The sequence below is a fragment of the Pseudarthrobacter sp. NPDC092424 genome (genome assembly GCF_044754925.1).
GTDB lineage: Bacteria > Actinomycetota > Actinomycetes > Actinomycetales > Micrococcaceae > Arthrobacter.
In genome coordinates, this window is record NZ_JBIVQC010000001.1 from 125,650 (window position 1) to 147,650 (window position 22,001).

The 22,001-nt window shown below is 68.2% G+C and carries 19 protein-coding genes; 16 read left to right on the plus strand and 3 right to left on the minus strand.

The window, feature by feature from the left end:
- The first annotated feature begins 59 nt into the window (after positions 1–59).
- Genes alr through tsaD form a run of 5 tightly spaced genes read left to right on the plus strand, consistent with a single transcriptional unit; the run spans position 60 to position 4,138 of the window.
- Complete coding sequence (alr, locus tag ACIQCN_RS00665) at positions 60–1,280, plus strand: alanine racemase (RefSeq protein WP_400608899.1); 1,221 nt, start codon at positions 60–62, stop codon at positions 1,278–1,280.
- Entirely contained in the window at positions 1,277–1,843 is a 567-nt protein-coding gene (gene tsaE, locus ACIQCN_RS00670) for a tRNA (adenosine(37)-N6)-threonylcarbamoyltransferase complex ATPase subunit type 1 TsaE (protein WP_400603084.1), read from the plus strand. The genes alr and tsaE overlap by 4 nt, the downstream gene beginning before the upstream one ends.
- Positions 1,843–2,508 (plus strand): tRNA (adenosine(37)-N6)-threonylcarbamoyltransferase complex dimerization subunit type 1 TsaB, encoded by a 666-nt coding sequence (gene tsaB, locus ACIQCN_RS00675; RefSeq protein ID WP_400608901.1) that lies wholly within the window; start codon positions 1,843–1,845, stop codon positions 2,506–2,508. Before tsaE ends, tsaB begins: the two co-directional genes overlap by 1 nt.
- 41 nt (positions 2,509–2,549) lie before the next feature.
- On the plus strand, positions 2,550–3,047 hold the full coding sequence (gene rimI / locus ACIQCN_RS00680; protein ID WP_400608903.1) for a ribosomal protein S18-alanine N-acetyltransferase: 498 nt from the start codon (positions 2,550–2,552) through the stop codon (positions 3,045–3,047).
- Complete coding sequence (gene tsaD, locus ACIQCN_RS00685; RefSeq protein WP_400603087.1) at positions 3,044–4,138, plus strand: tRNA (adenosine(37)-N6)-threonylcarbamoyltransferase complex transferase subunit TsaD; 1,095 nt, start codon at positions 3,044–3,046, stop codon at positions 4,136–4,138. The genes rimI and tsaD overlap by 4 nt, the downstream gene beginning before the upstream one ends.
- A 105-nt stretch (positions 4,139–4,243) precedes the next feature.
- Here tsaD and ACIQCN_RS00690 read toward each other — a convergent pair whose 3' ends face one another.
- Positions 4,244–5,395 carry a glutamate--cysteine ligase gene (locus tag ACIQCN_RS00690; protein WP_400608905.1) on the minus strand — a complete coding sequence of 384 codons (1,152 nt, stop codon included), beginning with the start codon at positions 5,393–5,395 and terminating at the stop codon, positions 4,244–4,246.
- Between the two features lie 374 nt (positions 5,396–5,769).
- On the opposite strand from ACIQCN_RS00690, the gene ACIQCN_RS00695 reads away from it, so the two are divergent.
- Positions 5,770–7,197 carry a glycoside hydrolase family 3 N-terminal domain-containing protein gene (locus ACIQCN_RS00695; protein ID WP_400608907.1) on the plus strand — a complete coding sequence of 476 codons (1,428 nt, stop codon included), beginning with the start codon at positions 5,770–5,772 and terminating at the stop codon, positions 7,195–7,197.
- A 58-nt stretch (positions 7,198–7,255) separates the two neighbouring features.
- Positions 7,256–8,053: a shikimate 5-dehydrogenase gene (locus ACIQCN_RS00700; protein WP_400609321.1), complete on the plus strand. Its 798-nt coding sequence runs from the start codon at positions 7,256–7,258 to the stop codon at positions 8,051–8,053.
- On the opposite strand, the gene ACIQCN_RS00705 is transcribed toward ACIQCN_RS00700, so the two are convergent.
- Positions 8,037–9,287, minus strand: coding sequence for an SAM-dependent methyltransferase (locus ACIQCN_RS00705; RefSeq protein WP_400608909.1), 1,251 nt, complete (start codon positions 9,285–9,287; stop codon positions 8,037–8,039). The two genes, ACIQCN_RS00700 and ACIQCN_RS00705, sit on opposite strands and share 17 nt — an antisense overlap.
- 53 nt (positions 9,288–9,340) lie before the next feature.
- Between ACIQCN_RS00705 and ACIQCN_RS00710 the strand changes: the two genes are divergently transcribed.
- Complete coding sequence (locus tag ACIQCN_RS00710) at positions 9,341–9,730, plus strand: hypothetical protein (RefSeq protein WP_400603091.1); 390 nt, start codon at positions 9,341–9,343, stop codon at positions 9,728–9,730.
- On the opposite strand, the gene ACIQCN_RS00715 is transcribed toward ACIQCN_RS00710, so the two are convergent.
- A complete protein-coding gene (locus ACIQCN_RS00715; protein WP_400608910.1) occupies positions 9,661–10,596 on the minus strand; it encodes a DMT family transporter in 936 nt (311 codons plus the stop codon). The genes ACIQCN_RS00710 and ACIQCN_RS00715 overlap by 70 nt on opposite strands.
- A gap of 226 nt (positions 10,597–10,822) precedes the next feature.
- Here ACIQCN_RS00715 and groES point away from each other — a divergent pair, with 226 nt between their 5' ends.
- From groES to ACIQCN_RS00755, 8 genes are all read left to right on the plus strand, one after another.
- Positions 10,823–11,116: a co-chaperone GroES gene (groES, locus tag ACIQCN_RS00720; RefSeq protein ID WP_003805290.1), complete on the plus strand. Its 294-nt coding sequence runs from the start codon at positions 10,823–10,825 to the stop codon at positions 11,114–11,116.
- 76 nt (positions 11,117–11,192) lie between these two features.
- Positions 11,193–12,803 (plus strand): chaperonin GroEL, encoded by a 1,611-nt coding sequence (groL, locus tag ACIQCN_RS00725; RefSeq protein ID WP_400603093.1) that lies wholly within the window; start codon positions 11,193–11,195, stop codon positions 12,801–12,803.
- A gap of 93 nt (positions 12,804–12,896) precedes the next feature.
- Entirely contained in the window at positions 12,897–14,420 is a 1,524-nt protein-coding gene (locus tag ACIQCN_RS00730; protein ID WP_400608912.1) for an ATP-dependent DNA ligase, read from the plus strand.
- Positions 14,421–14,499: 79 nt separating this feature from the next.
- Positions 14,500–16,623, plus strand: coding sequence for an acyltransferase family protein (locus tag ACIQCN_RS00735; RefSeq protein ID WP_400608914.1), 2,124 nt, complete (start codon positions 14,500–14,502; stop codon positions 16,621–16,623).
- A gap of 234 nt (positions 16,624–16,857) precedes the next feature.
- Positions 16,858–18,369: an IMP dehydrogenase gene (gene guaB / locus ACIQCN_RS00740; RefSeq protein ID WP_400603095.1), complete on the plus strand. Its 1,512-nt coding sequence runs from the start codon at positions 16,858–16,860 to the stop codon at positions 18,367–18,369.
- A gap of 89 nt (positions 18,370–18,458) precedes the next feature.
- On the plus strand, positions 18,459–19,595 hold the full coding sequence (locus ACIQCN_RS00745) for a GuaB3 family IMP dehydrogenase-related protein (protein WP_400603096.1): 1,137 nt from the start codon (positions 18,459–18,461) through the stop codon (positions 19,593–19,595).
- 77 nt (positions 19,596–19,672) lie between these two features.
- The gene (locus ACIQCN_RS00750; protein ID WP_400603097.1) at positions 19,673–21,412 is read left to right on the plus strand and encodes a glycerol-3-phosphate dehydrogenase/oxidase; all 1,740 of its coding nucleotides are present in this window, start codon (positions 19,673–19,675) and stop codon (positions 21,410–21,412) included.
- A 41-nt stretch (positions 21,413–21,453) separates the two neighbouring features.
- Positions 21,454–21,942, plus strand: coding sequence for a PTS sugar transporter subunit IIA (locus ACIQCN_RS00755; protein ID WP_400603098.1), 489 nt, complete (start codon positions 21,454–21,456; stop codon positions 21,940–21,942).
- The last annotated feature ends 59 nt before the right edge of the window (positions 21,943–22,001 follow it).

Here is a 22,001-nt window from a genome sequence, read left to right on the forward strand (position 1 = left end):
ACCGCTGCGTGCGCGGCGCCGATTATTCGGCCGGAAGGCCCCGCACTAGAATCACTAGGGTGACTAACCCCGCAACCACCGGAGAATTCAGTACTGCCCCCGGACGGGAGCCGCGCCACGAGCGCTCCGCAGTAATCGACCTCGATGCCATCCGCCACAACGTCCGGAGGCTCGCCGCCGCCGCATCGCCTGCCAAGGTCATGGCCGTGGTCAAGGCGGACGCCTACGGGCACGGCGCCGTCCCCGTGGCCCGTGCCGCCCTCGAAGCAGGGGCCGCCTGGCTGGGCGTCGCCCACATTTCCGAGGCACTGGCCCTCCGTGCCGCCGGCATCGACGCACCCCTGCTGGCGTGGCTGCACACCACCGAAAGCAACTTCGGCGCTGCCGTGGCGGCGGGAATCGACATCGGCTGCTCGGGCTGGGAGCTGGACTACATCGTGGCAGCGGCGCGCGAACAGGAACGCCCTGCCCGCATCCACTTGAAGGTGGACACCGGCCTGGGCCGCAACGGCGCTGCCCCGGAAGCATGGGACCGGCTGCTCGGACAGGCCGTGGAGTACCAGGACCAGGGCCTGCTGCGCGTGGTGGGCATCTTCTCGCATCTCGCCGTTGCGGACGAACCCGAGCGGCCCGAAACGGACCAGCAGCTGGCAGCGTTCCGGGAAGTGCTGGCGCTCGCCGAGGACGCCGGGATCGACCCCGAAGTCCGGCACCTGGCCAATACGCCTGCCACGCTTTCCCGGCCGGACACCCATTTCGACCTGGTCCGGGTGGGCCTGGGGATCTACGGACTCTCGCCGTTCGAGGGCACGACGTCCGCGGAGCTCGGCCTGCGGCCGGCCATGTCGCTGCGCACGCTGGTGTCGCAGTGCAAAGCCGTTCCGGACGGGCAGGGTGTCTCCTATGGCCTCCGCTACCACACCGAAGGCCCCAGCACACTCGCGCTGATACCCGTGGGCTACGCCGACGGCGTTCCGCGCATCGCTACGGGCGGACCGGTCCGGCTCGCCGGCCGGACGTACCCCGTGGTGGGCCGCATCGCCATGGACCAGATGGTCATCGACCTCGGCGGCTCGCCGGAAGCAGGCGCCGGGCTGCTGGGCGCCGAAGCCGAACTTTTCGGGGACGGAGCCGACGGCGGCCCCACCGCCGACGACTGGGCGCGGGCCGCCAGGACCATCAACTACGAGGTGGTCACCCGCATCAGCCCGCGGGTTCCGCGGCGGTTCATCAACGAGGCGGACCCCCGTGCCGTCTCCGCGCCGGAGGCGACGCCATGAGCGGCACCGCCGCGCCGAACTGGGAAAAGACGCTGAGCGCCACCACGGCGGACCGGACCCATGCCCTCGGCGCCCGGCTCGCCGGGGTGCTGAGGCCCGGGGACCTCCTGGTTCTCTCCGGCGAGCTGGGTGCCGGCAAGACCACGTTCACCCAGGGCCTGGGGGAGGGCCTGGGCGTGCGCGCCGGGGTCATTTCCCCCACGTTTGTCCTTGTCCGGATCCATCCCAACCTGCCGGACGGCCCCCGCCCCGGCGGGCCGGACCTGGTGCATGTGGATGCGTACCGGCTGGGCTCGGCGGCAGAGATTGACGACATCGACCTGGAAAACACCATGGACACCGCCGTCACGGTGGTGGAGTGGGGCCGGGACCGGGTGGAACACCTGAGCGAGAGCCGGCTGGAGATCGACCTGCACCGCGCCATGGGCGGAGCGGTTCGGGAGGCGACGGACGGTGACGTCCTGGACTTCGAGGAAGCGGACGTGGACGAGCCGCGGACCATCGTGATGCGTGGCTACGGTCCGCGCTGGCCAGCCGCCCCGGACCTGGAAGGAGCCCGCTGATGCTCATCCTGGCCATCGATACTTCGGCCGTTGCCAGCGCCGCCCTGGTCCACTCCACGGACGGCGTGGTGGCAGGTTTCGCCACTGAGGACACCCGCAGCCATGCCGAGGTGCTGGCTCCCGGGATTGGAACGATGCTGGCCAGGGCCGGCGTCACCGGAGCGGACATCGACGCGCTCGTCGCCGGGGTGGGGCCGGGCCCGTTCACCGGGCTGCGCTCCGGTATCGCCACCGCCCGCACCCTCGCCTTCGTCTGGCGCAAGCCGCTGCACGGGCTGATGAGCCTGGACGCCATTGCCCTGGAGGTTGCCGATTCAGCCAGCGCGGCGGGCGACTTCCTGGTGGTGACGGACGCCCGACGCAAGGAGGTGTACTGGGCACGGTATTCCCACGCGGACGGCGGGCTTCCGCAGCTGGTGGACGGCCCGCACGTCGGCTTCGCCGCGGACCTGCCGGACCTGCCGGCGTTCGGCGCCGGCGCGGGCCTTTACGCTGATGTGCTGAAAGCCGATCCGGGGTTCGCCCGGCAGCAGCCGGACGCCGCCCACCTTGGCCGGTTTGCGCTGGCCAGAATGACCACCGGCGGTACGCTGCTGGATTCCACGCCGCTGTACCTGCGCGAATCGGACGCCCAGGTGCCCGGTCCCCGGAAGCGTGCGCTGTGACGGGCCCGGCAGCCGGCGCCTCCGGTGTCACCCTCCGAGGGATGACCATGGACGATGTCGCCGCCGTCCATGCGCTGGAACAGCGGCTCTTCCCGGTGGATGCGTGGCCGCTGCAGATGTTCGTGGACGAACTGTCCCAGCCGGAAACCCGCAGCTATGTGGTTGCTGAGGGCGCTGCCGGCATTGTGGGCTATGCAGGACTCATGTGCATCGAGCCCATCGCGGACGTCCAGACGATCGCCGTCGTCCCTGAAGCCGAAGGCCGCGGCATCGGCAGCACCCTCCTGACCACCCTGATTGACGAGGCCCGGCAACGGCGGGCCTCGGACGTGCTGCTGGAGGTGCGCGCGGACAACCCGCGCGCCCAGCGGCTGTACCTGCGTTTCGGCTTCGAGCAGATCCACGTCCGTCCGCGCTATTACCGCGACGGTGTGGATGCACTCATCATGCGGCTCCAGCTCGCGGACGGCCGCGACGACCAGGTCAATGCGGACCAAACGAACGCCAACCAGGCCAACAAGGAAGCAGGCCAGCCATGAACCGCTCGCAGCCCCTGGTGCTGGGGATCGAATCGTCCTGTGACGAGACCGGGGTGGGAATCGTCCGCGGCACGACGCTGCTGACCAACACCGTGTCCTCCTCCATGGACGAGCACGTGCGGTTTGGTGGCGTCATCCCGGAGATCGCCTCCCGGGCGCATCTGGACGCATTCGTCCCCACCCTGCAGGAGGCGCTGGACGATGCCGGCGTCACGCTGGAGGACATCGACGCCATTGCAGTCACCTCCGGCCCGGGCCTGGCCGGTGCGCTCATGGTGGGCGTCTGCGCGGCCAAGGCACTGGCGGTAGCCACGGGTAAGCCGCTTTATGCCATCAACCACCTGGTGGCGCATGTGGGCGTGGGCCTGCTCGACGGCGGACCGGGGGCCGGTGCGACGCCCAAACTTCCCGAAAATCTCGGCGCCCTGCTGGTCTCCGGCGGGCACACGGAAATCCTTCGCATCAACAGCATCACGGACGACGTGGTGCTCCTCGGCTCCACCATCGATGACGCGGCGGGCGAGGCGTTCGATAAGGTGGCCAGGATCCTCGGGCTCGGCTATCCGGGCGGTCCTGCCATCGACAAAGCGGCCCGGGAAGGCAACCCGAAGGCCATCCGGTTCCCGCGCGGCCTCACGCAGCCTAAATACATGGGCACGGCGGAGGAACCCGGACCGCACCGTTACGACTGGTCCTTCAGCGGCCTGAAGACCGCGGTAGCCCGGTGCGTGGAGCAGTTCGAGGCGCGCGGCGAGGAAGTTCCCGTGGCCGACATTGCGGCGGCGTTCCAGGAAGCAGTGGTTGACGTGGTGTCCGCCAAAACCGTCCTGGCCTGCCGGGAACAGGGCATCAAGGACGTTCTCCTGGGCGGCGGGGTCGCGGCGAACTCGCGCCTGCGCGAACTGACCGGGCAGCGCTGCACGTCCGCCGGGATCAGGCTCCATGTGCCGCCGCTGGGATTGTGCACGGACAACGGCGCCATGGTGGCTGCCCTGGGTGCCCAGCTGGTGATGGCGGGAGTGGCGCCGAGCGGCATCAAGTTCGCCCCGGATTCGTCGCTGCCGGTCACCTCGGTGTCCCTCCCCGCCTAGACCCCGACCTGCTCCATCAGTTGTGCCCCTAAAGCGCTGTTTCAGGGACCATAACTGATAGAGCAACGGGAGGGAGGAGCCGGGGGCAGGGGCCGGACCCAGGAGTCAGGCTGTCGGACCGCTGCGCATCTGGCGGACCAGGTCCAGGACCACGGCCTGCAGGTTGCCACCGTTCTCTTCGGCCACCCGGCGCTGGCGCTGGTACCCGGCCCCGCGGCGGATGATCTTCTCCACGTCAGCAAGTTCGTCGGAGCAGCGCAGCTTGGCGGCCACGGGCTCCAGCCGGTTCAGCGTCTCCAGCAGGTGGTCCGTGACCAGCTGTTCCCGTCCCGCGGCGTCCAGGATGATGATGGCGTCCATCCCGTACCGGGCAGCGCGCCACTTGTTCTCCTGCACGTGCCACGGCGGCATCGTGGGGATGGTTCCGCCATTGTCCAGGGTGGTGGAGAACTCGTCCACCAGGCACTGGGTCAGCGCGGCCACGGCCCCCACCTCCTCCAGAGTCGCCAGCCCGTCGCAGATGCGCATCTCAATGGTCCCCAGGGCCGGAACCGGGCGGATGTCCCAGCGGATCTCGGAGATGGCGTCGATGACCCCCGTTGTGAACATGTCCTGGACGTAGGACTCGTATTCGTCCCATGAACGGAACTGGAAGGGCAGGCCTGCGGTGGGCAGCTGCTGGAACATCAGGGCGCGCTGCGACGCGTAGCCGGTGTCCTCGCCGCCCCAGAACGGGCTGGACGCGGACAGTGCCTGGAAATGCGGGAAATAGTTGAGCAGCCCGTCCAGCACAGGCAGTGCCTTCTCCCGGCGGTCCAGGCCCACGTGGACGTGCACCCCGTAAATAACCATCTGGCGGCCCCACCACTGGGTCCGGTCAATCAGCTTGGCGTACCGGGCCTTGTCCGTGACCGGCTGCAGCTGCGGGGGGCTGAACGGGTGGCTGCCGGCGCAGAACAGCTCCACGCCCATGGGATCGGTGATTTCGCGGACTGCCGCCACGGACCGGCTGAGGTCTTCCTTCGCCTCGGCGGCGGTCTCGCAGACGCCGGTGACCAGTTCCACTGTGTTCAGCAGCAGTTCCTGCTTGATATGAGGGTGCTCGTCGTCCTCATTAAGCTCGGGATGCCGGGATGCGACGCCGCGGAGTACTTCGTTGGCCACGGAGGCGAGCTCGCCGGTGCGGCCGTCCACCAAAGCAAGCTCCCATTCAACCCCCAGGGTTGATTGCCTCGAAGCAGCGAAGTCGATCTCCACGCGTTTCCTCACTGTCCTGTTTGCCGCTGGCTGGTGCCGCTGACAGGCTGCTGCCGGCAGGCGAACGGATGGTCCCAGTCTAGTGCAGGGGTAGCATCGTAGTGATGGCCCCGTTCCGGCAGTACCGTGAGAGTCTTCACACCAGCGTCCCCGTCCTGGCCGCGGCAACCGCAGCAGCAGTACTCGCTTCCTGTACCCCGGCCCCCGTGCCCGGCCCGCCGCCGTCGGCCGCTTCAAGCCCCGCCGCGCCCTCCGGGACACAGCGCACGCCGGTCCCCGCCACTTCCTCCCCGTCACCGGATCCCCGTTCCCGACCCCTCGGCTGGGGACCCCAACGGCAGGATGCGGAAGCGGCCGCCGCAGCGGTCTCGGCCATGACGCCAGAGGAAAAGGCCGGGCAGGTGATCCTGCCGTTCTTCACGGGCACGGACGTGGAGGCCCACGCCCAGGTGGTTGAGCGCCTGCACCTGGCCGGGTCCATCATCATGGGGGACAACGTTCCCCTGGACGCCTCCGGGGCGGTCAAACCGGCCACCATGCAGGCTCTCAACCGGCGGCTCGCCAAGGCCTCTGCCGGACGGGCCTGGCCCGGCATCATCGCTGTGGACCAGGAGGGCGGGCTGGTGTCCCGCCTGGGCCGGCCGCTGACTGAATGGCCCGCGCCCATGAGCTACGGGGCAGCCGGGAACGGTGCGCTGGCCAGGCTGGCGGGGAAGGCGCTGGCCTCCGAGCTGGCCCACCTGGGCTTCAACGTGGACTTTGCCCCGGGCGCCGACGTGACCATCGGGCCCAACGACCCCACGATCGGTGCCCGGTCCTTCTCGGCCGACCCGGAAGCGGCAGCCGCCCTGTCAGTGGAGTTCTCCCGCGGCCTGCTCGAGGCCGGCGTACTGCCCGCTGCCAAGCACTTTCCCGGCCATGGCTCGGTCACGGCCGATTCGCACCGCAGCCTTCCCGTCCAGGGTGCAACCCTGGAGCAGCTCGAAGCGCGCGACTGGAAGCCTTTCCGGGCCGCTGTCGGCGCCGGCGTGCCGATGGTGATGACCGGGCACATAGCAGTGCCCGCGCTGGAACCGGGCGTTCCGGCGTCGTTGTCCCAGGCCACGTACGGCGCGCTACGGGACCTGGGCTTCGAGGGCGTGGCCGTGACCGACGCCCTGAACATGTCCGCCGTCAAGGGGAAGTACCCGGACGGGAAAGCCGCCGTCATGGCGCTGGCCGCCGGCGCCGACCTGCTGCTCATGCCCGCGGATGCAGCCAAGGCCCACGCCGCCGTGGTCCGGGCGGTCAAAAACGGCAGGCTCTCCGCGGCCCGGCTGGACGAGGCAGCCGTCCGCGTGGCCACCATGATGCACTGGCGCGGGCGCGCCGGTGCACCCGGCGGCGCGGCGCCGGGAAGCGGGGCGGGCATGTCTTCACGCGTCTCGGCCGCCGCCATCACCGTGCTGGCCGGCGAATGCAGGGGCCCGATGGTTCCGGGCGCTGTGCGGGTGACGGGCGGGGCCCCACGCGACCGGGCGCTGTTCGCCGCTGCTGCAGGCCGGGCGGGACTCAGGGTCGGTTCCGGCCCCGTGGTGAACCTCGTGGGCTTCGGCGGCAGGCCGGCTAAGGGCGATATTGCGGTGGCGCTGGACGCGCCCTGGGCCATCGCCGGGTCCACGGCCCCGGTGAAGCTGGCGCTTTACGGACGGACCCCGGGCGCGTTCGACGCACTGGCCGCGGTGCTGGCCGGGAAGGCGACAGCCCCTGGGAAGCTGCCGGCCGCCGTCGGACGCTACCCTGTGGGTACGGGCTGCCGCTGACGCGCCGGTAACACCCCGCAGGGGGTTAAATGGTTCCGTGCCCATTCTGAACAAAGACATGACCCTGTGTATCTCCCTGTCCGCGCGCCCCAGTAATAACGGGACCCGCTTCCACAACCACCTGTACGGGCAGCTTGGCCTGAACTGGATCTACAAGGCGTTCGCTCCGGCCAACCTGGAGCAGGCCATCGCCGGGGTCCGCGGCCTGGGCATCCGGGGCTGCGCCGTATCCATGCCGTACAAGGAGGACGTGATCGCGCTGGTGGACCGGATGGATCCTTCCGCCCAGGCGATCGACTCGGTGAACACCATCGTCAACACGGACGGGCACCTCACGGCGTACAACACGGATTACACCGCCATCGAACAGCTCCTCGCCGCTAATGCGGTGCCTACCGGCTATTCGGTTCTTGTCCAGGGCGCCGGCGGCATGGCCAAAGCCACGGTTGCTGCCCTGCGCGATGCAGGCTTCGGCGATGTCACCATCATCGCGCGGAACGGGGCCGCCGGGCGGGCGCTCGCGGAGCAGTACGGTTTCCGGTGGCAGCCGGCGCTGGAGGGCGCCACGGCGGACCTGATCATCAACGTGACGCCCATCGGCATGGCCGGAGGCGCCGAGGCGGAGGCGCTTTCCTTCCCGCAGGAAACGGTCGACGCCGCACGGCTGATTTTCGACGTTGTGGCACTTCCCGCCGAAACACCACTGATCCGGGCCGCCCGCGCCGCCGGCAAGCCTGTGATTACCGGGGCGGAGGTGGCCACCATCCAAGCGCTGGAACAGTTTGTCCTTTACACCGGCATCCGGCCTTCGCCGGAGCAGGTGCGCGCGGCCGAGGAGTTCATGCGGGCGCAGTAGCTGCGCTTGGGGCCGGTTCCACCACGACGGCCACCCGCTCCTCGCCGATGCGGGTGAGCACCAGGGTGGCGGACGTTCCGGCACCCTTCCGGGCAGCTTTGCCGGAGGGGAGCAGCTGCTTGCGGAGCTCCTCCGGGGTCACGGCCGTGCCGCGCTTCTTGATATCCAGCACCGTGATGCCGTTGTCCTTCACCCATGCCTTGAGCGCCTTGACGTTGTAGGGCATGACCTCCAGGACCCGGTAGGCGCGCGCGAAGGGCGTCTCGACCAGTTCCGGCGCGCAGAAGTAGGCGATGTGCTCATCCACCAGGTGCCCGCCCAGCTGGAGCGCGACGTCGGCCACCAGCCCCGCGCGGATCACCGCACCGTCGGGTTCGTAAAGGTAGCCCTCCACCGCTCCCACGGCCGCCCCCGGGCCCGCACCGAAGTCCTCGCCGCTGGTAACCTCGGCCGCTCCCTGCGGGCCGAGGACCAGGGCGGCGCGGCGGACGCCGGGCCTGCTGACCGCGTTGAACCACAGCGTCACCTCCGTGACGTCACCGCCCACGGATACCCACTGGGCTTCGCAGTCGGCGGGAACGGACTCGTGCGGCATTCCCGGGCCCATCTTCACGCCCACCGCCTTGCCGGTGGCGGCCAGTGCTTCCACGAAGGAAAGCGGCGGGGAGAAGGCCTCCGGATCCCAGATGCGCCGGGTGCCGGACGTGGAGGTGACGCGGCGCGCGGGATCCAGCCAGACGCCGTCGGCTTCTTCGAGGGAAACCGATGTGGCGTCCGCGTGGACCACCGTGGCGTTGGGGAAGGGAATGAGGTTCACCGTGGCACAGGCGGCCGTGGTTTCGTCCATTTCCACGGCGGTGACGGTGAGATCCAGCGAGGCCATGGCCAGGGAGTCTGCGCCGAGTCCGCAGCCCAGGTCCGCCACGTGCCGGATGCCGGCGGCGGCGAAGCGCTGCGCATGGCGGGCCGCGACGTTCAGCCGTGTGGCCTGCTCCAGCCCTGCCTGGGTGAAGAGCATCCGGGAGGCGAACTCGCCGAACTTTGCCTCGGCCCGGGTCCGGAGCCGCGATTGCGTGAGGACAGCGGAAACCAGGGCGGGGGAGTGGCCTGCCTTCCGGAGGGCTGCATTGAGCCCGAAGGACTCGTCCTCGCGGTACGGGCCCAGGGAGCCCAGCAGGTCCCAGCCTTCGGGGGTGAGCAGCGGCGCAATCTGGTCCTGGGGAGCTTCAGCCATGGGTTCCAGCCTAGTGGAGGAGTATCCCGTCCGATGCGGATAGGGTTGATGGCATGAACGACGCAGCGGGACCCCGGCAGGACGGTATGGACGACCCAACGGACACCGGGGCCGTGCACAAGGGCCCGTTGCGGTTTGCCCGGCCGGCGCTGATCGCCGCCGCCACGGTGGCCGTGGTCTGCCTGGCGCTGCTGGTCATCATCTTCATGCTGGACGCGTTCAATGCCACCGTTTACTCCGTGGGCGGCAACAGCATCCAGGACGACACACAGGAGGCGCGCGACATCCGCGGACTCTACGCAGGAGCCCGTGCCGGCGGCATGGTGGTCCTGGTGGTGTCGCTGCTGACTGCCGCGGCGGCCGCCGTCGTACTTTACCGCGGACGCAACCAGGCAACCGGCGACGGCGACGAGGACGTCGACTTCGAGGACCTGGGCCGCTGAGGCCCGCCCGGCCGCTGCCCGGCGCTGGTCAGGAACACCCCTGATATCACCAGGACCCCGCCCAGGACCTGCGTAACGCTGATGGGCCGGCCCAGCAGCACCGTGATGATGGCGGTGAACACCGCAATGAGGTTCAGGTAGTTCCCGGCATTCGCCGGCGATGTCCGGGTCAGGGCCAGGTTCCACAGCAGGTACGAGCCCAGCGACGGGAAGACCACGATGAACGCCAGGGACCATGCCTCGGCGGGAGCCGACGGCAGGCCTGCTCCGGTTGCGGCCGCGACGGGAGCCAGGACGACGGCCGCCATGGCCACCTGGACGGCCGTGGACGTGATGGCAGGCAGCGACTGCCGCCGGGCCAGGACCGTGTAGCCTGCCCACACCGTGATGGCGGCGAGGATCAGCAGTTCCCCGGCCTTGAGGGAGAACGTCAGCAGGCGGTGGAGTTCCCCTCCGGTCAGGACCAGAAGGACGCCCGCCAGGCCCAGCGCGACTCCCAGCCAGCTGGCCGGGGCCGGCCGCTCACGGAACAGCACCACGGCCAGCACCAGGATGAGGGCGGGGTTGGCAGCGGTGACCAGCGAGGCGTTCAGGGCCGAGGTGTGCCCCAGGGCGCTGTACAGCAGCAGCGTGTAGCCGGTCATGCCCAGGCAACTGAGCAACAGCAGCAACGGCCACTGCCGGAGGACGGCCCGCCAGTCCGGCCGGTCGATGACTTGGGCCAGCACCAGCAGCGGCAGCGCAGCCAGCGCCCAGCGCCAGAACGTCAGCTGCAACGGAGCCATCGTTTCCACGGCGGCATGGCCCACCACGAAGTTGCCGGCCCAGAAAAGGGTGGCCAGGGTCAGGTAAATCGCAGCTCGCACCGCTCAAATCTACAGGCCCGCGCGTCCGCCCGTGACGAAAATCTGGCACTCGCCTTGACCGAGTGCTAACCCGTGCATAGAGTCTTCATTAGCACTCTCCCTAGGCGGGTGCTAACACATGAAGAGCTGCCAGCCAGGCTGCTGCCGGCACCGCGACGACGGTTTGCCAGCCAGTGCGGGAGAGCTTTCCAGTCCACGAATTTGCTGACGAAAAGGAGAGGTCCGAGTGTCGGTCTCTATTAAGCCTCTTGAGGATCGTATTGTTGTCCGCCCGCTCGAAGCCGAGCAGACCACGGCTTCCGGCCTGGTGATCCCGGATTCCGCGCAGGAGAAGCCCCAGGAAGGCGAAGTTGTTGCAGTTGGCCCCGGCCGCTTCGAGGACGGCAACCGCGTACCTGTTGACGTAGCCGTCGGCGACGTCGTCATCTACTCCAAGTACGGCGGAACCGAAGTCAAGACCGGTGGCACCGAGTACCTCGTGCTGTCCGCCCGCGACGTTCTGGCGATCGTCGTTAAGTAACCTCCGGATCCCCGTGCTGCCTGTCCAGTTTGCGCTGGCCGGCGGCGCGGGGTTCTGTCTTTGAAAGGACACCACCATGGCAAAGCAGCTTGCGTTTGATGACGCTGCCCGCCGGGCCCTCGAGGCCGGCATCGATAAGCTCGCCAACACCGTCAAGGTGACGCTCGGCCCCCGCGGCCGCAACGTCGTCCTGGACAAGAAGTGGGGCGCGCCCACCATCACGAACGATGGCGTGACCATCGCCCGCGAAGTGGAACTGGACGATCCTTACGAGAACCTTGGCGCCCAGCTGGCCAAGGAAGTTGCCACCAAGACCAACGATGTTGCCGGTGACGGCACCACTACCGCAACGGTCCTGGCCCAGGCACTGGTCAAGGAAGGCCTGCGCAACGTTGCCGCAGGTGCGGCTCCCGGCCAGATCAAGCGCGGCATCGAGGTTTCCGTGGAAGCCGTCGCCGCCCGCCTGCTGGAGAACGCCCGTCCGGTTGAGGGCACCCAGGTTGCCAGTGTGGCTGCCATCTCCGCACAGAGCGAAGAAATTGGCGAGCTCCTTGCCGAAGCCTTCGGCAAGGTGGGCAAGGATGGTGTGATCACCATCGAGGAATCCTCCACCACCCAGACCGAACTGGTCCTGACCGAAGGCATGCAGTTCGACAAGGGCTACCTGTCCCCGTACTTCATCACGGACGCGGACCGCCAGGAAGCCGTCCTCGAGGACGCCCTCATCCTGATCAACCAGGGCAAGATCTCCTCGCTGCAGGAGTTCCTGCCGCTGCTGGAGAAGGCGCTGCAGTCGTCCAAGCCGCTGTTCATCATTGCCGAAGACGTTGACGGCGAGGCACTCTCCACGCTGATCGTCAACCGCATCCGCGGCACCCTGAACGTGGTTGCCGTCAAGGCCCCGGGCTTCGGCGACCGCCGCAAGGCCATGCTTCAGGACATCGCCACCCTCACCGGTGCTCAGGTTGTCTCCCCGGAGCTTGGCCTCAGCCTGGACACCGTGGGCCTCGAGGTGCTGGGTACTGCCCGCCGCATCACGGTCACCAAGGACAACACCACCATCGTGGACGGCGCAGGTTCTGCCGAGGACGTGTCCGCACGCGTCGCGCAGCTGCGTGCCGAGCTGGCCCGCACCGACTCCGACTGGGACCGCGAAAAGCTCCAGGAGCGCCTGGCCAAGCTGGCCGGCGGCATCGGTGTCATCAAGGTCGGCGCTGCCACCGAGGTTGAACTGAAGGAAAAGAAGCACCGCATCGAGGACGCCGTGTCCTCCACCCGCGCTGCCCTCGAAGAAGGCATTGTCTCCGGTGGCGGTTCAGCCCTGATCCACGCCCTGAAGGCACTGGATGAGGACCCTGCCGTGCAGGCACTCGAAGGCGACGCGGCTGCTGCCGTGGGCATCGTCCGGCGTGCACTGACCCAGCCGCTGCGCTGGATCGCGCAGAACGCCGGCTTCGACGGCTACGTCATCGTGGCCAAGGTCGGCGAACTGGAAGCCAACCACGGCTTCAACGCCAAGTCCGGTGAGTACGAGGACCTGATCGCCGCAGGCGTGATCGACCCCGTCAAGGTGACCCGCGCGGCTCTCCGCAACGCGGCTTCCATCGCCGCCCTGGTCCTCACCACCGAGACCCTGGTGGTTGAGAAGCCGGCTGAGGAAGACGAGCACGCAGGCCACAGCCACTAAAGCAAGGCCATACAGCAAAAAACCGGTCCGGCATTTGCCGGGCCGGTTTTTTGTCTGCCGCTGCTCTTGCCATGCCCGTGGCAGACTGGTGCCATGCTGCTCGACGAGCTCGTGAAAACCACTGACGCGGTCTCATCCACACGCTCCCGGCTCGCCAAGGTCGAGGCGCTCGCAGAGCTGCTGCGCCGGCTTGAACCTGCCGAAATCGCCACCGCCGTCGGCATGCTCACGGCACGGCCGCGGCAGGGACGGGTGGGCGTGGGCTGGCGCGGAATGTCGGCCGCCCGGGGAACGCCTGCGGCGGTGCCGGGCCTGACTATCGCCGACGTCGACGCCGCGTTGGACCGCCTCCTCGGCACGGCCGGAACCGGGTCCGCCGCGGAGCGTATCGCCACCCTTCGGACCCTCATGTCCGCCGCGACGGAACGGGAGCAGGCCTTCATTGCCGGCGTCCTCCTCGGTGAACTGCGCACCGGCGCCTTGGAAGGCGTGCTGACCGACGCCGTCGCCCGGGCCGCCCGGCGGCCCGTTGAAGCGGTGCGCCGCGCCGCGATGCTTTCCGGCGACCTGGGCGGCACCGCGCGGCTGGCGCTTACCGGAACGGAGGCCGAGCTCGACGCGGTGGGCCTCGTCGTCGGCCGCCCGGTGCAGCCCATGCTCGCCGCAACGGCATCCACCGTCCGGGCTGCGCTGGAGACCACGGGGGAGGCGTCGGTGGAGTTCAAGCTCGACGGCGCTCGCATCCAGGTTCACAGGTCCGGCGACGACGTACGCATCTACACGCGCACCCTGGCGGAGGTGACGCACCGGCTGCCTGAGGTGGCGGACCTGGTCCGGGGACTGCCGGTGCGCGACGTGATCCTCGACGGGGAAACCCTGGCGCTGGGGGAGGACGGTGCACCGCGGCCCTTCCAGGAGACCATGTCGCGGTTCGGAGCGGACACGGCGCGGGCCACGCTACTGCATCCGTGGTTCTTCGACGTGCTGCACATCGACGGACGCGATCTGTTGGAGGAGCCGCTGGCGGTGCGCCTGGGGGTGCTCGAACGCATCGCGCCCGGCCACCGGATCCCCGGGCAGGTCACAGCCGACCCCGCGGCTGCCGAGAACGTCTCCCGCGAGGCGCTCGCCGCCGGACACGAGGGGGTGGTGGTAAAGGCTGTTGGCTCCCCCTACGCGGCCGGCCGCCGCGGGTCCAACTGGATCAAGGTCAAACCGGTGCTCACCTACGACCTGGTGGTGCTTGCCTGCGAGTGGGGGTCGGGACGCCGGACAGGATTGCTGTCCAACCTGCACCTCGGAGCCCTCGATCCCGCCGGCGAATTCGGCGAGCCCGGCGGCTACGTCATGGTGGGGAAGACCTTCAAGGGCCTCACGGACGAACTGCTGAGCTGGCAGACGCAGCGGTTTCAGGAGATCGAGGTGCGGCGGACGGCCAACACGCTTTGGGTGGAGCCGGTCACTGTGGTGGAAATAGCGATCGACGGCGTGCAGCAGTCCACGCGCTACCCTGGCGGCATCGCCCTCCGGTTCGCCCGGGTCAAGCGCTACCGGGACGACAAAACGCCTGCCGAAGCGGACACCATCCAGGCTCTGCGGGCCCTGCTGCGCTCCTGACCGGGCTGCTTGTCGCTGCGCGAAGGTACGGTCCGTTTAGGGGCCGGGAGCCCATTTCGGCTAGACTTGAGGGTTTGTGATGGGCTCCGAAGGGTTATCCGTGTCGAATCTCAGGACCACAGTCGCACCGCACGAAGGTGCCGCGCAGCAACAAAACAACCGAAAACAGGCTTTCCGCCCTGAGGTGCAAGGCCTGCGCGCCCTTGCCGTCCTCATGGTTGTCGCTTACCACGTGTGGCTGGGCCGGGTTTCCGGCGGAGTGGATGTTTTCCTGCTGATCTCGGCGTTCCTGCTGACGCTTTCATTTGTCCGGAAGGCCGAGTCCGGCCGCCCGTTCCGGCTCGCCGCCCACTGGCTGCACCTGTTCAAACGGCTGCTGCCCGCCGCCGTCGTGGTCATCCTTGGCGTACTGGCCGGAACCTGGCTGTTCCTGCCGCAGAGCCGCTGGCCGGAGGTCCTGGACCAGGCGTGGGCATCCCTGCTGTACCGCCAGAACTGGCTGCTGGCCGATACTGCCGTGGACTACTACGCGCAGGACCACGCCGGTGCCAGCCCGCTGCAGCACTTCTGGTCCCTGTCGATCCAGGGCCAGGTCTTCATCCTGTGGCCGCTCATCCTTGCCGGCTGCGCCGCCCTCCTGCCGTTGGTCCGTCGCCTTCCCGGCCGCGTGCCCGGAGCCCGGCTTGCCGTTTCCCGCCTGACGTACCGGGGGCTGCTGGCGATCGTGTTCGGGACCGTTTTTGCCGTCTCGCTCGCCTATTCCGTGGAACAGACGGCCACCAACCAGGCCTACGCCTACTTCGACACCAGAACGCGCCTGTGGGAATTCGCCCTAGGTTCGCTGCTGGCTTTGTCGCTGCCTTACCTCAAGCCCGGAAAGGCCGTCCGCGTCCTGCTGGGCTGGGCAGGCATCGCCGCGATGGTCGCGTGCGGCCTCCTTCTTACTGTGGACCGCTCCTTCCCGGGGTTTGTAGCCTTGTGGCCCACCCTCGCCGCCGCGGCCGTGATCGTGGCCGGCCAAAGCGGCAGCCGCTTCGGCGTGGACCGGATCCTCAGCAGCCGGCCGCTGGTGGCGCTGGGTGACAACTCCTACGCGCTCTACCTCTGGCATTGGCCCATCCTGGTCCTTTCGCTCGCCGCCACGGGAGTGCAGGACCCCAACCTTTCGCAGGGACTGTGGATTGTGGGTGCATCGATTGCGCTGGCGGTGCTGACGACGCGCTTCGTGGAGAAACCCCTTCGTGACTGGCACTGGCCGCAGCGGCGCACCTGGCGGAACGCCGTCGTCGTGGTTGCCTGCGGCGCCCTCCTGGCCGGCCCCGTGGCGGTCTGGCAGACCACCCTCAGCGCCGAGGAAAGCGCGACGGCGGCCCAGCCCAAGGAGCTCACGCCGGGTGCCGCGGCACTCAGCCCCGAAAACGCCGGGCAGCCCGTTCCCGAAGCGCGGACCATCCCGGGTCCCACCGCCCTCGATGACGACTGGGCGGGCATCAGCGATCCCTGCGTGGACGCGAACGCCACCGACGATCCCATCCTCGAGGGCTGCCGGCAGCAGCTGCCGGAGGGCAACGTGACCAAGCGCATTGTTGTTCTGGGAGACTCCCACTCCCAGCAGTACCTGGCCGCGCTGGAGCCCTTGGCGGCCGAACGCGGCTGGGAGCTGGTCACCCTCCTGATGCCGGCCTGCCGCTTCGGTGCGGAATCGGAGGCGCGCAATGCCGAATGCAACGCCTACAACAGTGCCTCTTCCGCGTATGTCCTGGAGCACCGGCCCGACGCCGTCTTCACCGTCGCCTCGCTGACGCACGAGGTGGCGCCGTATGAAACGGAAGTTCCAGGTTACCTGGAGGGGATACAGCCGTTCGCGGACGCGGGAATCGAGATCATCGGCATCCGCGACAACCCGCGGTTCACCTTCAACATGCCCGAGTGCGCCCAGCGCAGCGGCGCCGGAGCAGCGGAGTGCAATCCGCCGCTGGGCGAATCCCTGGTTCAGCCCTCGCCGCTGGAGAACTACCGCGGCAAGGTGAAGGGTTTGCACCTGATGGACGTGAGCGACTTCATCTGCGCGGACGGTGTGTGCCCGGCGGTGGTGGGAAACATCTACGTCTACAAGGACGACAACCACCTGAGCCGGACCTACGTGGAAAGCATGGCACCCATGTTCAAGGAACGCCTGCTCGCCGCCACCGGCTGGAAGTAGCCGGAGCCGCCAACGTGCGGCCCGATCCCGGGCAGCTTCGTGGAGTTGCTCACATCAGCTGCGCGGAATAGGGGGATCGGCGCCAAGGTTCTAATATTTACTCAACACTTCCTGCCCCGGACCTGTACGTTGGCCGGGGCGGTGCCGACGTTCTGCACAGGCCAGTCCCGTAATGACGGGCTGGTCATCAGCTGCAACCCCTACCCGCCAGCAACCAAGGTAAGAGGCGCACTCATGACCGAGCCCGAACACAATCCATTTGGCTTCATCGGCCTGACCTACGACGACGTCCTGCTCCTTCCCGGCCACACGGACGTCATCCCGTCCGACGCCGACACCTCCTCGCGGATTTCCAAGCGCATCACGGTCCAGACCCCGTTGCTCTCGGCAGCGATGGACACCGTCACCGAATCGCGGATGGCAATCGCCATGGCACGCCAGGGCGGCCTGGGCGTGGTCCACCGCAACCTGTCCATCGCAGACCAGGCGGACCAGGTGGACCGGGTCAAGCGCAGCGAATCCGGCATGATCACCAATCCCCTGACCATCCGTCCCGAGGCCACGCTCCGGGAACTGGATGACCTGTGCGCGCAGTACCGCGTCTCCGGTCTGCCCGTGGTGGACCAGGACAACCGCCTGCTGGGCATCGTCACCAACCGCGACACGCGGTTCGTTCCGGAATCGGATTTCCCGCTGCGGCTGGTCAGCGACGTCATGACCAAGATGCCGCTGGTCACCGGCCACGTTGGCATCAGCCGCGAAGAGGCCTCGCACAAGCTGGCCACCAACAAGATCGAGAAGCTGCCCCTGGTGGATGACCAGGGGCGCCTCAAGGGCCTGATTACCACCAAGGACTTCACCAAGGCGGAGCAGTACCCGCTGGCCACCAAGGATGATGAGGGCCGCCTTCGCGTGGGCGCCGCCATCGGCTTCTTCGGGGACGGCTGGGAGCGCGCCATGGCTCTGGTGGACGCCGGCGTGGATGCACTGTTCGTGGACACTGCCAACGGCCACTCCCAGGGCGTGCTTGACATGATCCGCCGCCTCAAGTCTGATCCCGTGGCGGCCCACGTGGACGTCATCGGCGGCCAGGCGGCCACCCGCGAAGGCGCCCAGGCGCTGATTGACGCCGGTGCGGACGGCATCAAGGTGGGCGTCGGCCCGGGCTCCATCTGCACAACCCGCGTGGTGGCCGGCGTCGGAGTTCCGCAGATCACCGCCATCTATGAGTCCGCCAAGGCAGCGATTCCTGCCGGGGTTCCCCTGATTGCCGACGGCGGCCTGCAGTACTCGGGCGACATCGGCAAGGCGCTGGTCGCCGGAGCCGACACCGTCATGCTGGGCTCCCTCCTGGCCGGCTGCGACGAGTCCCCGGGCGAGCTGATCTTCGTCAACGGCAAGCAGTTCAAGTCCTACCGCGGCATGGGGTCGCTCGGTGCCATGCAGTCCCGCGGCAAGAACACGTCCTACTCCAAGGACCGCTACTTCCAGGCTGACGTTTCCGGCGATGACAAGCTGATCCCCGAAGGTATCGAAGGCCGTGTCGCGTACCGCGGACCGCTGGCTTCCGTGGCGTACCAGCTGGTGGGCGGCCTGCGCCAGACCATGTTCTACACCGGTGCACCCACCGTGGCTGAGCTCAAGGCGCGCGGCAAGTTCGTCCGCATCACTCCGGCCGGGCTGAAGGAATCGCACCCGCACGATATCCAGATGACGGTGGAGGCGCCGAACTACGGTTCGCGCTGATCCTCCCCGGGACGCCGAATAAGGGGGCCCGCCCTCGCTGGACTCCAGCCATGGCGGGCCCCTTCGGCATGGTCAAGTAAAGTGGTCACGTGACTTACGAGATCGAGATCGGCCGTGGCAAGCGTGGGCGTCGTGCCTACTCCCTGGATGACATTGCAATCGTCCCCAACCGTCGCACCCGCGACCCTAAGGACGTCTCCGTCTCCTGGCAGATCGATGCATACCAGTTCGACATGCCGGTGATCGGCGCCCCGATGGACTCTGCGATGTCGCCGCAGACCGCCATCGCCCTCGGCCGCCTGGGCGGCCTGGGCGTGCTGGACCTGGAAGGCCTCTGGACCCGCTACGAGGACCCGCAGCCGGTCCTTGACGAAATCGCGCAGCTGGAGGACGAGACCAACAGCCCCGCCGTGACCCGCCGGATGCAGGAGCTCTACAAGGCGCCCATCCAGCCTGAACTGATCACCTCGCGCCTAGCGGAAATGCGCGACGCCGGCGTGACGGTCGCTGGTTCGCTCACCCCCCAGCGCACCCAGGAGCACTACAAGACCGTGGTCGCCGCCGGCGTCGACATCTTTGTCATCCGCGGCACCACCGTCTCCGCCGAGCACGTTTCCAAGGACCACGAGCCGCTGAACCTCAAGCAGTTCATTTACGAACTCGATGTTCCCGTCATCGTAGGCGGCGCGGCCGGCTACACCCCTGCACTGCACCTGATGCGTACCGGTGCTGCCGGCGTCCTGGTCGGCTTCGGCGGCGGCGCCACCACCACCACCCGCCGCGCCCTGGGCATCCACTCACCGATGGCCTCGGCCATCTCGGACGTCGCCGCGGCCCGCCGCGACTACATGGATGAGTCCGGCGGGCGCTACGTCCACGTCATTGCCGACGGCGGCATGGGCACCTCGGGCGACATCGTCAAAGCCATCGCCATGGGCGCGGACGCGGTCATGCTGGGCAGTGCCCTGGCCCGCGCGGAGGAAGCGCCCGGCAGGGGCCGGCACTGGGGGCAGGAAGCCCACCACCTGGAGCTTCCCCGCGGAGACCGTGCCAACGTGGGAACTGTTGGGCCGCTGGAGGAAGTCCTGTTCGGGCCGGGACACCACACCGACGGCACCTCCAACCTCATTGGCGCTCTGCGCCGCTCCATGGCGACCACCGGCTACTCGGACCTGAAGGAATTCCAGCGGGTCGACGTCGTGGTTTCCCCATATCAGGGCAACTGACGCACCGGAGGCCCCAAGCGCCCCGTAAGCAAGTAGTGTGGGTTTACTACCGGCACTAGGGGTACTGGAGGCATTCCATGCAGACTGTCCGCGGAAACGGGGGGATCCTGGGTCCCCAAGCCAGGGAAGCTGCCATCCAGCGGCTGCGCGGGACGGCGCAGCCCGGCAGGGAACTGGACATCCTCATCGTCGGCGGGGGCATCGTGGGCACGGGGGCTGCGCTGGACGCCGTCACCCGCGGCCTCAGCGTGGGAATCGTCGAAGCGAACGACTGGGCCGCGGGCACCTCCTCGCGTTCCTCCAAGCTGATCCACGGCGGCCTGCGCTACCTGGAAATGCTGGACTTCGCGCTGGTCAAGGAAGCACTCCAGGAACGGGGACTGCTGCTCTCCGATCTGGCCCCGCACCTGGCCCGGCCGGTTCCTTTCCTGTACCCGCTGACCAAGCCGTTCATTGAACGGCCCTACGTCGGCGCCGGCATCGCCCTATATGACGCCATGTCCGTCTCCAGCGGCCACAGCAGGGGAGTGCCCTTCCACAAGCACCTGACCAGGCGCGGGACGCTGCGGGCTGCGCCCAGCCTCAAGGATGACGCCTTCGTAGGGTCCATCCGGTACTACGACGGCCAGGTGGACGACGCCAAGTACGTGGCCAACCTGGTCCGGACGGCCGCGCACTACGGTGCACACGCTGTCAACCAGATGGCCGTGGTGGACTTCCTGCGCGAGGGGGAGCGGGTGGTGGGTGCCAAGGTGGCCAACCACGAGGACGGCACACAGTTCAACATTCGGGCGAAGCAGGTCATCAACGCCACCGGTGTGTGGACCGACGAAACCCAGGCGATGGTCACCGAACGCGGCCAGTTGAAAGTGCGCGCGTCCAAGGGCATCCATCTAGTGGTGCCGCGGGACCGGTTCCAGTCCACCGTGGGACTGATCCTGCGCACGGAGAAGTCGGTGCTGTTCGTGATCCCGTGGGGCAGGCACTGGATCATCGGCACCACGGATACGGACTGGGACCTGGACAAGGCGCATCCGGCCGCGTCCAGCAAGGACATCGACTACATCCTGGAGCACGTAAACCGTGTGCTGAAGCGCCCCCTCACGCGCGAGGATGTCGAAGGCGTCTACGCCGGCCTCCGGCCCCTGCTGGCCGGGGAGAACGATTCCACCGCCAAGCTCTCCCGCGAACATGTGGTGGCCCACCCCGTTCCCGGCCTGGTGGTGGTTGCCGGCGGAAAGTGGACCACCTACCGTGTGATGGCGCGGGATGCGGTGGACGAGGCCACCAGGACCCTGGACGAGCGCGTGCCGCCCAGCTGTACCGAAACCATTCCGCTGCTGGGCGCCAGCGGATTCCGCGCGGCCTGGAACCGCCGGAACCGCACAGCCGCGGAATCGGGCGTCCACGTGGCCCGGATCGAACACCTGCTCAACCGGTACGGCTCACTGACGCCCGAGGTCCTTGCCCTGATCGAGGAAAATCCTGGGCTGGCGGAGCCGCTGCCCGGCGCGGACGACTACCTGCAGGCGGAAGCGGTCTACGCGGCCACGCATGAAGGGGCCCGCCACATCCAGGACGTCCTGACGCGGCGCACCAGGATATCCATCGAAGCGTGGGACCGCGGCGTCTCCGCGGCGCCGGTTGTCGCTAAGCTTATGGGTGACGTCCTGGGCTGGAGCGAGGCACAGCGCGAGAACGAAGTCCGGCATTACATTGCCCGCGTGGAGGCCGAGCGCCTGAGCCAGCAGCAGCCTGACGACGAATCCGCGGATGCTGCCCGCCTGGGCGTGGAAGACATCGTCCCGCTTCGCTGAGGGGCCGGCCGCACCAGCATTGCCGACTGAAGGGATACGCCTTGGCGGAACCACTTGACCGCTATGATGCCCACCTCACCACGCCTGAGATGGTCATCCTGGAGCTGGACGCAACCGACAAAGGTGACGCCGCAGCCCAGTTGGCCCAGCGCCTGTTTGCCGCCGGACGGGTCTCGGACCTGGACGGGTTCCTCCGCCACGTCAATGCGCGGGAGCACCAGCTGGCCACCGGACTGCCCGGCGGCATCGGGCTGCCGCATGCCCGCAGCGAGTTCGTCTCGCAGACCTCCATCGCGGTAGGCATCACCAAGTATGGCCGCGCCCTTGACTTCGGCGCCGCGGACGGGCCCGCCACAGTTGTGCTTCTGATTGCCACCCCGGCCAGCTCCTTCTCGGATCATCTGGAGGTGCTGGCCACGCTGGCCCGCTCCCTCTCGAAGGAGTCCTTCCGCGAATCACTGCGCCGCGCCTATGACGCTGAGGTCATCGCCGAACTGATCAATTCCAGCCTGGTGTTCTTCGATCACTGACGCTGCCCCAACTCCCGCCCGTTTAGTTGTTCTACAGGAGAACGAAGTACGGTTAAGGG

Bases quoted from the DNA above. Each gene is read 5' to 3' on its own strand.
- tsaE (WP_400603084.1), top strand. From the start codon at position 1,277: ATGAGCGGCACCGCCGCGCCGAACTGGGAAAAGACGCTGAGCGCCACC.
- tsaB (WP_400608901.1), top strand. From the start codon at position 1,843: ATGCTCATCCTGGCCATCGATACTTCGGCCGTTGCCAGCGCCGCCCTG.
- rimI (WP_400608903.1), top strand. From the start codon at position 2,550: ATGACCATGGACGATGTCGCCGCCGTCCATGCGCTGGAACAGCGGCTC.
- tsaD (WP_400603087.1), top strand. From the start codon at position 3,044: ATGAACCGCTCGCAGCCCCTGGTGCTGGGGATCGAATCGTCCTGTGAC.
- ACIQCN_RS00695 (WP_400608907.1), top strand. From the start codon at position 5,770: ATGACGCCAGAGGAAAAGGCCGGGCAGGTGATCCTGCCGTTCTTCACG.
- ACIQCN_RS00700 (WP_400609321.1), top strand. From the start codon at position 7,256: ATGACCCTGTGTATCTCCCTGTCCGCGCGCCCCAGTAATAACGGGACC.
- ACIQCN_RS00705 (WP_400608909.1), bottom strand. From the start codon at position 9,287: ATGGCTGAAGCTCCCCAGGACCAGATTGCGCCGCTGCTCACCCCCGAA.
- ACIQCN_RS00710 (WP_400603091.1), top strand. From the start codon at position 9,341: ATGAACGACGCAGCGGGACCCCGGCAGGACGGTATGGACGACCCAACG.
- groL (WP_400603093.1), top strand. From the start codon at position 11,193: ATGGCAAAGCAGCTTGCGTTTGATGACGCTGCCCGCCGGGCCCTCGAG.
- ACIQCN_RS00730 (WP_400608912.1), top strand. From the start codon at position 12,897: ATGCTGCTCGACGAGCTCGTGAAAACCACTGACGCGGTCTCATCCACA.
- ACIQCN_RS00735 (WP_400608914.1), top strand. From the start codon at position 14,500: ATGGGCTCCGAAGGGTTATCCGTGTCGAATCTCAGGACCACAGTCGCA.
- guaB (WP_400603095.1), top strand. From the start codon at position 16,858: ATGACCGAGCCCGAACACAATCCATTTGGCTTCATCGGCCTGACCTAC.
- ACIQCN_RS00750 (WP_400603097.1), top strand. From the start codon at position 19,673: ATGCAGACTGTCCGCGGAAACGGGGGGATCCTGGGTCCCCAAGCCAGG.